Annotated in this window: 9 protein-coding genes; 2 read left to right on the forward strand and 7 right to left on the reverse strand. The window is 70.5% G+C overall.

Annotation, left to right across the window (positions count from 1 at the left end):
- Positions 1–72 precede the first annotated feature (72 nt).
- Positions 73–528, forward strand: a complete 456-nt coding sequence (locus tag BQ8420_RS30195; protein WP_200816156.1) for a MaoC family dehydratase — start codon at positions 73–75, stop codon at positions 526–528.
- Between the two features lie 5 nt (positions 529–533).
- On the opposite strand, the gene BQ8420_RS30200 is transcribed toward BQ8420_RS30195, so the two are convergent.
- The 6 genes from BQ8420_RS30200 to BQ8420_RS30225 all read right to left on the reverse strand — a co-directional run bounded on the left by BQ8420_RS30200 (position 534) and on the right by BQ8420_RS30225 (position 11,707).
- Positions 534–2,222 carry a glycosyltransferase gene (locus BQ8420_RS30200; RefSeq protein WP_087103776.1) on the reverse strand — a complete coding sequence of 563 codons (1,689 nt, stop codon included), beginning with the start codon at positions 2,220–2,222 and terminating at the stop codon, positions 534–536.
- Positions 2,219–4,330 (reverse strand): glycosyltransferase family 2 protein, encoded by a 2,112-nt coding sequence (locus BQ8420_RS30205; RefSeq protein ID WP_087103778.1) that lies wholly within the window; start codon positions 4,328–4,330, stop codon positions 2,219–2,221. The genes BQ8420_RS30200 and BQ8420_RS30205 overlap by 4 nt, the downstream gene beginning before the upstream one ends.
- A gap of 142 nt (positions 4,331–4,472) precedes the next feature.
- A complete protein-coding gene (locus BQ8420_RS30210) occupies positions 4,473–6,149 on the reverse strand; it encodes a glycosyltransferase family A protein (protein WP_087103780.1) in 1,677 nt (558 codons plus the stop codon).
- Complete coding sequence (locus BQ8420_RS30215) at positions 6,146–8,212, reverse strand: glycosyltransferase family 2 protein (protein ID WP_087103782.1); 2,067 nt, start codon at positions 8,210–8,212, stop codon at positions 6,146–6,148. Before BQ8420_RS30215 ends, BQ8420_RS30210 begins: the two co-directional genes overlap by 4 nt.
- Before the next feature lie 71 nt (positions 8,213–8,283).
- Entirely contained in the window at positions 8,284–9,303 is a 1,020-nt protein-coding gene (locus tag BQ8420_RS30220; protein WP_087103784.1) for a class I SAM-dependent methyltransferase, read from the reverse strand.
- 328 nt (positions 9,304–9,631) lie between these two features.
- Entirely contained in the window at positions 9,632–11,707 is a 2,076-nt protein-coding gene (locus BQ8420_RS30225; RefSeq protein ID WP_087103786.1) for an acyltransferase family protein, read from the reverse strand.
- Positions 11,708–12,201: 494 nt separating this feature from the next.
- Here BQ8420_RS30225 and BQ8420_RS30230 point away from each other — a divergent pair, with 494 nt between their 5' ends.
- The gene (locus BQ8420_RS30230; RefSeq protein WP_087103788.1) at positions 12,202–12,816 is read left to right on the forward strand and encodes a superoxide dismutase; all 615 of its coding nucleotides are present in this window, start codon (positions 12,202–12,204) and stop codon (positions 12,814–12,816) included.
- An 87-nt stretch (positions 12,817–12,903) separates the two neighbouring features.
- Here the strand turns inward: BQ8420_RS30230 and BQ8420_RS30235 are convergent, their stop codons facing one another.
- Positions 12,904–14,379: a PLP-dependent aminotransferase family protein gene (locus BQ8420_RS30235; RefSeq protein ID WP_087103790.1), complete on the reverse strand. Its 1,476-nt coding sequence runs from the start codon at positions 14,377–14,379 to the stop codon at positions 12,904–12,906.
- Between the last annotated feature and the right edge of the window lie 88 nt (positions 14,380–14,467).

The following is a 14,467-nucleotide window of genomic DNA, read 5'->3' on the forward strand; positions in this document are numbered from 1 at the left end:
TAGGTAGAGTGGCGCGCACCACACGGGGTCCCGGCAAACAGGCCCGCCCCCCAACCCGAACGTGGAGGCGTGGTGCGCGTTTTCGCCGACATCAACGAGGTCATCACCGCTCAGGGTGAGCCCCTGGGCCTCACCGACTGGGTCACCATCGACCAGAGTCGCATCGACAGGTTCGCCGACGCGACCGAGGACCAGCAGTGGATCCACCTCGACGCCGACCGCGCCGCGGAGGGCCCCTTCGGCGCCACCATCGCGCACGGCTTCCTGTCGCTGTCCCTCCTGGCGCACTTCTCCCAGCAGATCTTCGAGATCACCGAGAAGCCCCGGATGTCCATCAACTACGGGCTCAACAAGGTGCGCTTCCTTCAACCCGTCGTCGTGGGCTCACGCGTACGCGACGCCGTGGAGCTCATCGAGGTCAAGGAGACCCCCAAGGGCTACCTCGTCTCCACCCGGCACACCGTGGAGATCGAGGGCCAGGAGCGTCCCGCCCTGGTCGCCGAGAGCCTGGGGCTCTGGGTGCCCTGAACCGTTCAGCGGGCGAAGCGACGTAGGACTCGACGGAACAGGCTCGGGGTGAACCAGCGCAGCTTGCGTTCGGCGCGTTCGGCCCGTCGACGCATCCGATCACCCCGGTCGGTGGCCTGGCGCAGTTCGGCCTTCAGTCGCTCCGTCGACGCCTCCTTGCGGCCGGTGGGGGCCTTCTCCTCCAGTTCGGCCTCCTCCGGCCCCAGGGACGCCACGATGCCGGTCGCCGGCGCCCAGTGGATCCCGAACACCTCCTCCACCAGGTGGTCCAGGTCCTTGCCCGCGGCCAGCGGATCCAGGTGCCGGGCACGCTCGAAGGCGGCCACCCGCTCCAGTCGCAGGACCCCCTCGCCGGCCCGTAGCGCCCCTGGTAGCGGGGCGCACAGCAGACCGGCCCCGGACCGGTCACAGGTCTTGACGAGTTCGACCAGGGCGTCCGGGGTCGGCGGCGGCCCGGCCTCCAGGTACAGGCGGTACGGCACGCGCGGGTCGGTCTCCGGCGGTGACTCCACGAAGCGCACCCTCGGGTCCCCCCGGAAGGCCTCGTGCGCCAGGCGCAGGTCGAGGAACTCCTCGTCCAGCGGCGTGCGGCGGTCATCGTGCAGCCGCGACCACGGCCCCACCATCCACAGACGCAGGTCGGGGGTGGAGCCGCACAGCAGCGCCCCGGTGGTCTCGTCGACTTCCTCCAGGGTGCGTTCGGCCACGTCCAGGACCACGTCCACCAGCGGCACCTCCCACTGGCGTTCCGGCCGTTTGCGGCGCAGGTGGAAGTCGGGCACCCGGTTGGACACGAAGGGCATCCGATAGCGGGTGCCGGCGTCACGTTGCTCCTGCATCTGGGATCGGCCCAGGTGCCAGCTACTGCTGTCCAAATCGGGCACGAACACCGCACCGCGCTGGGCCAGGCGGTGCCCGAACTCGCTGTCACCGCCCAGCACCATCTCGGGGTCCATGCCCCCGGACGTGACGTACAGGGCGCGGTGCAGCGACCCGGTGGCGCCGACGTAGACCTTGAACCCCTCGTGGCCCGCCGAACGCAGCCGGTCGGTGCGGTCGATGAACCGTTCCACCCAGTGCGGGTCGGCGTTCTCCCTGTCGAAGAGCGTGTCGCCGCGGCCGGCCGCCACCTCCTCGTACACGTACTCCGGGACCATCGCCGAGGGGTCGAAGTCGACGAACAGCTTGTGGCCCAGCACCACCGCGTAGTCGACCTCGTGGTGCCAGCGCAGCTGCGACTCCACGTGCTCGCGGTGGACCAGCATGTCCGCGTCCAACCGCAGGATCACCTGGCCCGACGCGGCGGCGACGCCGGTGTTGACGGCGTGCGCCGATCCCCACCCGCCTTCGGCGGACCGGATGATCCGGGTGTTCTCGGGTCGCACCCGTGGCGGGGTGAGCGGTTCGGGGCTGCCGTCGTCCACCACGATCACCTCCGTGAGGTGCGCCGGGTAGCTCTGCGCGGCCAACGACGCCAGCACCAGGGAGAGCTTGTCCGCCCCACCATGCGCCGGAATCACCACGCTCACCGACAACGTCGGCGTCCACTCCCCCAGGTCGGGGACGTCCAGCACGGCGTAGTCGTTGCGGTGGATCCGAGGCTGTGCGGGCGGCCCGTCCTGGGGTGGGGCGGCCTCGACCAGCGGTGACGGTCCGGTCGCGTCGTACGCGGAGGTGTTGTCTGCGGTGGTCAACGGTGGCCTCCCATAGTGGTCGGTGACGTCGTCGTGCCCGGCGTCCCGGGCACGCCCGGTCGCACGGAACCCTCGATGCGGGTTCGGACCGGCGTCGGTGTCGCGAGCAGGGGATCGTGTCCGCCGCCCATCGGCTCGGGTGCGCCCTCCAGCAGGGCGCTGGGCCGCCACCCGGACCACTGCTTACTGTTGCGGCGCAGGAAGTAGCCCATGTCGGCGCCCCAGGTGTGCCCTTCCCCCGCCCGACGCAGCAGGTAGCCCAGGCCGTGGGTGCGGAAGATACGACCCCCATTGCGGCGTACGGCCAGCAGCAGTTGGCTGTCGATCGCGCGGGGCAGCGGCCGGAACCCACCGACGGCGTCCAGCACGGACCGGTCGATGACGATCGTGCTGCCCACCACGTCCGGCGAGGGTTTCTCGGTCTGGTAGCTGCGCCACACCGTGACGTCCAGTTCCTGTAGGTAGACCAGGTCCTGGGTGACGCCGACCAGGTCGGCGCTCGAATAGTGGCGGGCCATGAGCATGTCGGCGAGGTGGTCGGGGCCGTACCAGTCGTCGTCGTCCCACTTGGCGATGACCGTTCCCGAGGCACGGTCGGCGGCGTCGTTGAGGACGGCGCCGAACACCTGGTCCGAGGGGGCCTCGTGGACGGTGAGCGGGATGCCGGTGGCGGCGAACTCCCGCAACGCCGATCGCACCTGGGGCAGGTCGGCGGTGAACCCGTGCATGGCCAGCACCAGCTCGAAGCGGGCGCCTCGTTGGCGGGCGATCTGGGCGAGCGCGAAGCCCACCAGTTCCGGCCGGCGGGTGCAGAGCATGACCGTGACCAGGGGTTCGGATGGGAGCGGGACCCCGGCCCGGGTGGCCAGGGCACGCCAGCGGACCGACTGTGAGTGGGTGCCCAGGGCGGCGCGACGCAGCCGGACGCTGTGCTCCTCGCGGGTGAGGGGGTCGGCGAGCTCCCACTCCTCCACCGATGCGAGCAGCTCGACGAGCGGATCTCCGAGATCGGCCGCCCACGGGGGGACGGGCCGACCGATCAGGGGCACGCCCCCGGCGGCCAGGGAGGCCACCGCGCGTACCGCGGCGAGCGGACCGGAGTGTCCGGTCCAATCGATCCGGACGCCGCGCAGGTACCGGAGCCGGCCGATGTCGAGGTCGGTGACCGTGCCGTCCTCGGGCAGGACGCACAGCACCCTCTTGCCCTCCATGACGACGGCGCGGTCGCCGTGGGCGGTGAGGTCGCCCATGGGTCCGCCGGTCTTCTTGGTGAAGCCGATGGGGTTGACGAGGTACTCGTCCACGGGTGGGACCCGGTGCGGGTCGACCTCCCCGGCCCTGGGCGGAACGGTCCTCGTGAGGGAGGACCAGGTGCGGCCCGTGGTCGCCGAGGTGTCCAGGTGGGGGACGGCGGGGTCCTCCCAGACGGGAAGACCCACCTCGTCGGTGCGCAGGACCAGGTCGGACTTGGGTGAGACCCGGCGCAACGGGACCGGTCCGGTGGCGCTGACCCCGGTGGTGGCGATGTCGCCGGGCCGCCACAGGGCCCCCTCGTTTCCGTGGAGACCCACCAAGGGAACGGGGCGTCGGCTGCGGCGTCCCCCTCGGACTCCGTGCAGGACGCAGTCCATGGCCAGGGCGGTCTCGACGGAGTTGGGGAAGAAGAGTTCGCACACCCAGCCGCGCTTGCCCGTCCGACGCACGCGGGCTTCGAGGAGGTCGTTCCACTCGTCGATGCCGGGGGGCGAGGGCAGAAGCGGCCCTTGGTGGCCGGGGGTGTCGACGACGGCGACGACCAGGTGCACGGTACGCGGCAGCGCGGTCGCCGTGGTCAGGACACGTCGCAGGTCGGTGAGGCTGGCGGCCAGCACGACGACCAGTCCCGCGGTCCCGGTGCCCTCTTCGGGGCCGCCGCTCTCGTTCTCGACGTCCGCGACCGATACCAGGTCGCCCATCCGGTGGGCGTCCAGGTCGATCAGCCGGTCGCCGGGCCGAAGCCTGAACCCCGCCAGTTCGCGCCTGGTCGTCGTCGGATCACCGGTGTGACAGAGGACGGCGGGTTCTTCACCGCGGATACGTAGGGCCTGACGGACGACAGAGGTGATCATCGGGCAACCTTGAACGTGGCGGGCGTGTGAGACCCGTGACGACGGGTCGAACCCAGAGTGCCATATTGATTACCCTATGTGATCTCCGCGAGCGGTGTGTCGCCGGGGCGGGCACGACCCACGCGCCCGCCCCGTCCCGGTCTCAGCGAGCGATACGGCGCAGCAACCGCTGCCCCAGGCCCGGGGTGAACCAGCGCAGCTTGCGTTCGGCCCGCTTGGCGCGCGCCCGCTGCCGGTCGGCATCGACCAACGCCTTGTCCAGACGCTGTTGAAGGACCTCCGCGCTCGGCTGCGAAGTCTCCTCGACTTCCTCCTCCACCGCGATGAACCGCTCCCCCGGCATCCAGTGGGTGCCATGGGTCTGCTCGATCACCTGGTCCAGCTCCTTGCCGGCCACCTCGGGTTCCAGGTGGAGGGCGCGGGCGAAGGCGGAGGCGCGCTCCAGACGCAGCACCCCGTCGGCCGCCCGGGTGGCGCCGGGCAGGGGCGCGCTCAGCAGTCCACAGCCCAACTTGTCGATCTCCTTGATCAGATCGGCCACGGCCGTGTCGGTCAGGGTGGGCCCGGCCGCCAGGTACAGGCGGTACGGCACCTTCGAGTCGGACCGCGGCGGCGACTCCACGAACCTCACCCGGGGATCGCCGCGGAAGGTCTCGTGGACGAGACGGGCGTCGAGGAGCTCGTCGTCCAGCGGGGCACGGCGATCACCGTGCAGCCGCGTCCACGGTCCCAGCAGCCACAGGCGCAGGTCCGGGGTGGAACCCGACAGCAACGAGGAGACGGTCGTGTCGACCTCCTCCAGGGTGTGGTCGGTGGTGTCCACGACCACGTCCGCGAGCGGCACCTCCCACTGAAGGTCCGGGCGCTTGCGGCGCAGGTGGAAGTCGGGCACCCGGTTGGACACGTACGGCATCCGGTAGCGGGTGCCGGCGTCGCGGCGGGTCTGCATCTGGGTACGCCCCAGGTGCCAGCTGCTGGTGTCCAGGTCGGGCACGAACACCGCGCCGCGCTGGGCGAGACGGTAGGCGAACTCGGTGTCGCCGCCCAGGATGAGCTCGGCGTCGAGCCCTCCGGCGGCGTCGAACAGGTCGCGGTGCAGCGACCCGGAGGCGCCGATGAACACCTTGTAGGCGAGGCGCCCCGCGGTGCGCAACCGGTCGTGCTGGTTGATCAGGCGCTCGATCCAGTGCGGGTCGGCGGTCTCCCTGTCGAAGAGCGTGTCGGCACGGCCGGCCTCGACCTCCCCTCGCACGTGCTCGGGGGTCAGGGCGGTGGGGTCGAAGTCGACGAACAGCTTGTGTCCGAGGACGGCGCCGTAGTCGATCAGGTGGTGCCACCGCATCTGCGACTCCACGTGCTCGCGGTAGACGAGCATGTCCGAGTCCAGCCGCAGGATCACCTGGCCCGACGCGGCGGCGACGCCGGTGTTGACACCGTGCGCCGATCCCCACCCACCGGGAGCCGAGGGGATGACGCGGGTGTTCTCCGGGTGGACGGTCGGCAGGGCGAGCGGTTCGGGGCTGCCGTCGTCCACCACGATCACCTCCATGAGGTGCGCCGGGTAACTCTGCGCCGCCAACGACGCCAGCACCAGGGAGAGCTTGTCCGCCCCACCATGCGCCGGGATCACCACGCTCACCGACAACGTCGGCGTCCACTCCCCCAGCGGCGGCGGGGTGAGCACCGAGTAGTCGTTGCGGTGGAGTCGAGGCTGCTCGGACAGGTCCACCGCCCCGCGCGGCAGTACGGGCACGGTCTCCGCCGGCGTCACGGTCGGCTCGGTGATCGAGGCGACGGTGCGCTCTTCGGTACTGGTCAAGATTGTCCCCCGGGGTGCGTCGTGGCCATGACCGGCTCCTCGTGGACCTCGGTCGGTCCACCCAACGGGTGAGGTTCGCCTTCGAGCAGGACGCTCGGTCGCCAGCCGGACCACTGTCGTGCGTAGTTGTGCAGGAAATAGGCCATGTCCTCGGACCAGGTGTGTCCGCCGCCGGTGCGGCGCAGCACGTACCCGAGCCCGTGGGTGCGGTGGATACGCCCCCCACCCCGGGACACGGCGATGAGCAGTTGGGTGTCGATGGCGCGCGGCAGCGGGCGGAAACCGCCGGTCTCCTCCAGCACCACGCGGTCGGTGAGGATCGTGCCTCCGGCGATGAACCGGGTGGCGGTCTCGGACTCGCGACTGCGCCACACCATGAGGTCCACCTCCTGGAGGTAGACGAAGTCCTGTCCGGTGCCGACCAGCTCGGCCCCGGAGTAGGTCCGGGCGAGCACGAGGTCGGCCAGGTGTTCGGGCCCGTACCAGTCGTCGTCGTCCCACTTGGCGATGAGGTCACCGGAGGTGCGGGCGACGGAGTCGTTGAGCACCGACCCGAAGATCTGGTCGGCGGGGGCCTCGTGCACGGTGATCGACAGCCCGGTGTCGCGGTAGGCGTCGATCGCCGAAGCCACCTCGGGTCGGTCGGCGGTGAACCCGTGCAGGGTCAGCACGGTCTCCAGCTCCACCCCGCGCTGACGGGCGATCTGGGCCAGCGCGAAGCCGACCATCTCGAGACGTCGGGTGCACAGGATGACCGAGACCCGGGGGGCCGGCGGCAGCGGAACCCCGGCCTGCTCGCCGAGGGCCCGCCAGCGTGAACGCAGACCGTGCGTGTACAGGGCGGCGCGGCGCATCCGAATACTGAGTTCCTCACGGGCCAGCCGGTCGGTGAGGTCGGCGTCGGTGGCCCCGGCCAGGAGTTCGCTCAGCGGTGCGCCGAGCCCGGAGGCCCAGGAGGGCACGGGGCCGGCGACCAGGGGCACGCCCCCGGCGGCCAGGGACGCCACCGCGCGCACGGCCGCCGTGGGGCCGGTGTGCCCGGACCAGTCGACGCTCACCCCGCGCAGGTGGCGCAGCCGGGTCAGGTCGACGTCGGTGACGGTGCCGTCGGCCGCCACCGCGACCAGGTCCTTGTTCCCCTCGCGGACGACGGCGCGGTCCCCGTGCACGGTGAGATGGCCCAGGGGCCCCTTCTCGGCCTTGGAGAACCCGGTGGGGTTGACGGTGGTCTCGTCGATCGGCGCCACCAGGTCGGTGGGGGCGGCCGTGACCCGCGCCGCCGAGCGCCCCGCGGCGACGACGTGCGCGGCGCGGTCTCGGCCGTCGGGTCCGGTGAGCTCTTCCCAGGCGTCGGCCTTGGTGGGCGCGCGGTCCAGCACCGGAACGGTCTCCTCGTTCCATACCGGGTCCGCGCCGTCGTGCACGCGCAGGGACAGGTCGGCCACGGGGGTGACCCGGCGCAGCGGGACCGGACCGGTCGCGTCGACACCGTGCGCGCCGGTGTCACCGGGCCGCCACAGCGAGGACTCGGGGCCGTTGAGGGCGGTCAGGGGCGCCACGACCGGGCCGCGGCGGCGGCCCCGGGTTCCGTGCAGGACGGCGTCGAGAACCTGGGCGGTCTCGACCGCGTTGGGGAAGAAGAGCTCGCACACCCACCCGCGCTTGCCCATCCTCCGCACCCGCAGTTCCTGCAGGTCGCGCCATTGGCCCATGCCCGGTCCGGCCGGGACCGGTGGGTCCTGGTGGCCGGGGGTGTCCAGGAGGGCGACCACCACCTGCACGGCCCGGGGCAGGTGCACGGCGGCGGTCAGGGCCCGGTTCAGGTCGGTGGGGGTGGCGGCGACCAGCGCCACCAGCCCGGCGACGGGTTCCTCCTCGTCGCCCTCGCCGGAGCCGATCCGAAGCGGCTCGCCCAGAGGGTGGACTCCCAGGTCCACGAGCAGGTCCCCGGGCCGCCGAGGCTGTTCGGACACCTCCCGGAGGGTGTCGGCCCCGCTGTGGCAGAGCACGGCGGGCTCGTCGCCACGTGCGCGCAGGGCCTGCCGGAGGACAGTGGTGATCATCGGTGACCTTCTCGGTTCTGCTGCGGATCGGGGTGAGTGGGGGACGCGGGGAATGCTCGGGGACGTTCGGGTCAGGGTGTGCGGGTGAAGACGTGCGCTCCCTTCTCGGTGGCCTCCTCGACGCGGGTCAGCTCGGGGTGGGCCGCCAGCCAACGGTCGCCCAGGGCTCGTTCGTCGAGGCGGTCGGCGTCGTCGAGGACGAACACGGCGCCCTCGGCGCAGGAGGACAGGAGCGCCGGGACGGCCGGGTAGCGGGCCTCCGGACCGGTGGCCGCGGGAGGGCCGTCGATGAAGACCAGCCCCACGCCCTTGAGGTCGGTCAGGGCTTCGGTGTCGTACCAGGGCACCTCGGCGGATACCCCGTCGGCCAGCTCGGCGGGCACCGGTGTGAGCGGCGCGTGCCGGACCTCGACGATGTCCGCCAGGGAGTGGGCGGCGACGAGGGCGCGGCTGAGCTCGGCGTAGCGGGCGTCGTGTTCGATCGCGACCAGACGGCCGGCCCCCGCCTTACGCAGCGCGTAGCCGATCCACACGCTGGAGGCGCCGCTGCCGCACTCCACCACGAGTTCGGGGCGGTCCCGGTCGATGATCCGGACAAGAATCCGCAGCACGTCCGGCGACGCGGCCCACCCGCGCAGCGGCGGCATGAACGGGGCCACGTCCAGGTACTCCCGCAGCTCGGTCCAGGCGACCTGCTGCTCGTAGTCCTCGCGTCCGCTCCGCACACCCGAGCGGGTGATGTTGTGGACCGCTCGGGGCAGGGCGGTGTCCCGCAGTTCCTTGACCTCGGCGCGCACCCCGTCGAGGGAGCGGGCCAGTTCCAACCGGTCCTGCCCGAAGAGTTCGGTGACCTGGCCGGTCTGGGTCCGGACCGACGTGGACAGTTCCAGCACCGATAGGCGGAGTCGCCGCAGGCCCATGCCCAATCCGCACACCGCGACGCCCAGGAGCAGGACCGTGATGGCCAGAACGGCCTCGGCCCAGGTCACCAGCCCGAAGACTCCGAGGACGACCGGGGTCGCGACAGCCGCCAGGCCGAAGAGCCCGACTATGGGCAACAATCGGCGGATTCTGTTCTTGAGGGAGCTCATGGGGGTTACCTCCGCGGAAGGGGTGCGGCGCTCGACGCACGGATCAGTACGCGGAACCGTTCGGAACAGCGTCGACGGGAAAAGCACCGTGCGGCTTCGACATTAACGCCTTGAAAGAGTCCGGAGCATCGGGTATGCGCATCCGAAACCCAAGAGACCGTCAATTACCTCGCCGTTCACCGGGCGATCACCCGAAGATCATCGAAGCGTGTCCGGAATTTCGGGAAAGGGATTCCGAAGTGCCAAGGAAAACCATCGGAACGGCACGAACCCCACCCGGAACACCCTGGGGCGTCATCCGGGCGAGGTCGTCGCGACGGGGCTCGGGTCACCAACCCGTGGCCTCCGACAGGGCGCTCTCCACCGCCGGGGCGAGGGTGGCCGCGTAGGTGGCGGTGATGTGCGAGTGGTCCCAGTACACCAGCACGTTGCCCACGACCGCGTCGCAGTCGCCGCCCGGGCACACGTGTTCGGTCAGGTCCATCAGCGTGACGTTGGGCGGCAACTCCTCCAACCGCGCGGCCGGGTCGACCTCCTGAAGACTCAGTGCGGCCGGGCTGGTGCACTCCACCTCCTCCGTGGACTCCAGGCACTCCGCGCCACGGTAGGGCAGCCGGGGCAGGTCACGGAGGCCGATCACCTCGATGCCCAGGGCGTTCAGGTGCCACCACATCTCCGGGTAGCCCTCGGGAACCGTTTCACGGGTGGGGGTGGCCCGGGTGGAGGACACCAGCACCGCGTCGGGGTTCAGCTCCTCCAGCTCGGCCAACGCCTCGGCCTTCCACGCCTCGCACTCCTGGAACACCGCGTCCTCCCGAGTGGACGTGGCCAGGCTGAACTGGCAGCCGCTCTTGGTGAACGACACCAGCCGCCAACCGTGCTCGGCCGCGGCCTTCTCCACCGCCGGATACCAGTGGGCCATGCGTGAGGCTCCCACCAGCGCCAACGTGTACTCCGCGTCGGCGGGACCCCGCTCGCAGACCACCAGTTCCGCCACGGAGAGGTTGACGTGGCAGCCCTCCTGGTGGTGGGAGGACAGATCCTGCCGGGCGTCCGCCGGGTCCGGGCGTACCGGCAGATCGGGCAGCACCGACAACAGGTCGGGCTCGGCGACCACCTGCGCGCCCGGATACCTCTCCGGTGCGATGACCTCCTGTACCCGCTGCGCGCGTTCCTCCTCCAACCGCTGCGACCACAGCTGCGAGGCGAGCAGGACCGGGACCAGGAAGAGCGCGGCGATCACGACCGACCAGCCGGGCGTGCGGCGGGCCTCCGCCCGGGTGAACCGATCGACGCCGCCCTCCACCACCCTGTGGGTGATCCAGGCCAGCGCGAACGACGCGCCCAGGACCAGCGCCCCGCCGAGCGGGGTGGCCGTCTGCCGCCCGGTCACCTCCAGGTAGCCGACCAGGACCGGCCAATGCCACAGGTACAGCCCGTAGGAGAGGCGGCCCACCGACATCAACGGCCGCCACGTGAGAAGCCGGTCGGCCCCGTACCGGCTGCCGGTGTTCCCGGCCACGATGACCATCAGGGCCGCGAGGGTCGGCCACAGCGCGATGTACCCGGGAAAGAGCGTGGAGACTTGGAGGAGCAACCCGCAGGAGACCAGCGCCACCAGCCCGAACCAGCCGAGGAAGACCCTGATCCGGGCGGGGAGGCGCAGTTCCGTGATGATCAGGGCGAGGATCGCGCCCAGGGAGAGCTCCCACAGGCGGGCGCCCGTGTCGAAGTACGCCCAGGCCTGGTCGTGGGCGGTGATGTACACCGAGTAGCTCAGGGAGAGGGCGAACAACGCCGTGACCAGCACGAGGAGACTCCGACGCAGGGACAGTCCCGCGCGGGTGGCCATGAACGCGGCGACGGTGATCAGCAGCGGCCACAGCAGGTAGAACTGCCCCTGGATGGAGAGCGACCAGAAGTGCTGAAGGGGGCTGGTGGCCGCCTCGCGGGCCAGGTAGTCGACCGCGTTGTCGGCCAGGGTCCAGTTCTCGTGGTAGAGCGCGGCGGCGCGCACCTCGGCCAAGAGGTCCGCCCAGCGTGAGCGGGGCAGCCACATGTACATGCCGGCCATGATGGCGACCAGGACCACCGCGACCGGGGGCACCAGGCGCTTGGCCAATCGGGCCCAGAAGGCACCGAACCGGACCCGGCCGTCGCGTTCGACGGCGCGCACCAGCGAACCCGTGATGAGGAAGCCGGTGAGCAGTAGGAACACGTCCACACCGCCGGAGACCCGTCCGAGCCAGATGTGGTAAACGGCGACCAGGACCACGGCGACGGCGCGCAGTCCCTCGATTTCGGGGCGGAAACCGCCTCCGGTCCGGACGGTCCCCCGGGTATCGGTGGCCGAGGGGATACGGGGAGTACTGGGGGCGGGGACCCCAGTGGTGGTTTCGCTCATATGCGCAGACGGCCTCGGAAGTCTAGGAAGCGTGTTTCACCGAACGAGGCTTCGCGGGTACGGCCAATTCGAATTCAGCGCTGAATTCTCCCCTGGACCGATGCCACCACGGTGAATGTCGAACGAACACGCGGTCAACGTTCACTCGCGATTCTGAGACACGCGGGTCAGGGTAGCAGCACCGAATCGCACCACCCGGGAACGGAATCCCGGAGGGTCCCGGACAAAGGGAGCGACCCCGGCGGATCACGCGGGAGGATTCATCGCACTCACGGGGTTCACGGGCCCCCTGTGGCGGGCAGGGAGGATGAGGAGCGTGGGATCGCCTTCCGGACCGGCGTTTCAACGAGGGTCCGGCCCGGTTTTATTCCCGGTCGGCCGTGTCCGCAGGCTGACATCAGGGACCCGCTTCCGCTGCTGATAGCTTGCTGGTGAGCGATCCCATCGCTGGTAAGAACACGACGAATATCGTCACTGGAAAGGTGCGTCAGAGTATGTCTGCGCCGTACACGCTTCCCGAACTGCCCTACGACTACGCGGCCCTTGAGCCGTGGATCTCCGGCCAGATCATGGAGCTGCACCACGACAAGCACCACGCCACCTACGTCGCGGGCGCCAACACCACCCTGGAGAAGATGGCCGAGGCCCGCGAGGGCGGCGACTTCGGGACCGTGAACCAGCTCCAGAAGAACCTCGCGTTCAACCTGGGCGGCCACGTCAACCACTCCGTGTTCTGGAAGAACCTGTCCCCGGACGGTGGCGACAAGCCCGAGGGTGAGCTGGGTGCGGCCATCGACGACCAGTTCGGTTCGTTCGATGCCTTCCGTGGGCACTTCAACGCCGCGGCTCTGGGCATCCAGGGTTCGGGTTGGGCGATCCTGGCCTGGGACGCCCTGGGTCAGCGCCTGATCATCGAGCAGCTGTTCGACCAGCAGGCCAACATCGCCATCGGCACGCAGCCGCTGCTCATGCTGGACATGTGGGAGCACGCCTTCTACCTCCAGTACAAGAACGTGAAGGCGGACTACGTCAAGGCGTTCTGGAACGTCGTCAACTGGGCCGACGTCCAGCAGCGTTTCACCGAGGCTCGCAAGACCCAGCTGGGCTAGCGTCTCGCACGAACGTTCGAGAACGTTCGGACGGGGGAGGATGGCACCGACCGGTGCCATCCTCCCCCTTGTTCGGGGCCCTCCCTCTCAGACCACCAAGGTGTCCGGGTGACCGACCATCGGACCGTGCCGGTCCAGTTCACGCCAGGCGCGGGCCAGCCGCCACACCATCTCCTCCCGGGTCGCGTGGTCGAAGGACACCGGAAGCCGGAAGTACTCCTCGTGGCCCTCACCGCCCGACGCCGACATGACCGGACCGGGCACCAGTTCGACCTCGTGTGAGAGCGCCACCCGGGCGAAGGTCCGGGCCGCGACACCGGGCAGCCGCACCCATAGCGCCGCCCCACCGTCGGGGGTACGCCACGCCCAGTCGGGCAGGTCCCGCCGGAGCATCCCCTCCATGTGGGCCATGGCCTCCTGCAGGAGCTCCGAACGCTCGCGGGCGAGCGCTTCGTAGTCGTCCATCAGGCGCACCCCGACCGCCTGGTCCAACAGCGGGCCCGCCAGGTCGGCCAGGACCTTGCGGCGGCTCAACCGCAGCGCCATCTCGGCCGGCGCCCGCAGCCACCCCACCCGCAGTCCGGCCCACGCCACCTTGGACAGCGAGTCGACGGTGATGATCTCCGCTCCCCGCGGTGCGAAGGCGGCCAACGGAGCGGGTTCGTCCTCGGCGCGGATTCCCGTGTAGGCGCTGTCCTCCAGGATCGGCACCCCCGAGCTCGCGGACAACTCCCCCAGTTCCCGGCGACGGGCCGCGGACATCATCACCCCGGTCGGGTTGTGGTACGAGGGCATGAGGTACATCAGGTGCGGGCGATGCTCGGCGACGGCGCGGCGCGTCCCGATCGGGTCGATGCCCTGGTCGTCGAGCGGGACGGGGATGATCTCGGCCTCGCGATCACGCATGAGGTCCAGGCATCCGGCGAAGCCCGGGTCCTCGGCCACCACCGTGGAGCCCCGCCGCAGGTAGAGCTGGGCGACCAAGGACACCGCCTGGTGGGCGCCGGTGGTGACGACGATCTGGTCGGGGTGGGTGGGCAGCCCTTGACGTTCGTAGTACCGACAGATCGCCTCGCGCAGGGCGGGCAGGCCGCGCGGGTGGTAAGTGCTCTCCGCCATGAGCGAGGGCAGGTCCTGGGCCACCACCTCGCGGACGGCGCGTTCGACCCCGCCCAGAGCGGGGGTACGCAGGCAGGAGGCGGAGATGAGCGAGTCGTCTGTTCGCAGCAGCGTCCCGTAGATGGGGTTGCCGTTACCGCTGGAGGTCCACCCGTCCGAACGCACCGGGGGCAGGGCGCTGTTGATCCGGGTTCCGCTGCCCTGCCGGCTCTCCAGGGTCCCTTCCTCGCGCAAGTGGTCGTAGGCGGCCACCACTGTGGTGCGACTCACTCGGAGCGCGGTGGCCAACGCCCGTTCGGAGGGCAGGCGTTCCCCCGGGGCCAGCGAACCCTGTCCGACCAGGTCCTTCAGGGCGTCGGACAAGCGTTTGTAGAGGGCACCGGACCCGCTCGTCCAGGATCCGAGAAGACCCACGAGCTCATCGGTCCGCCGAACAAGGTCCATTTTCCGCTCCATTGGATCTCGCGACTTTGGCCTGCCCTTCCGATAATGGCATCAAGTTCGCGGATCCACCAGAGCCAAAGTGGCCCCG

Origin of the sequence: Nocardiopsis sp. JB363, from assembly GCF_900143625.1 — a bacterium.
Classification (GTDB): Bacteria; Actinomycetota; Actinomycetes; order Streptosporangiales; family Streptosporangiaceae; genus Nocardiopsis.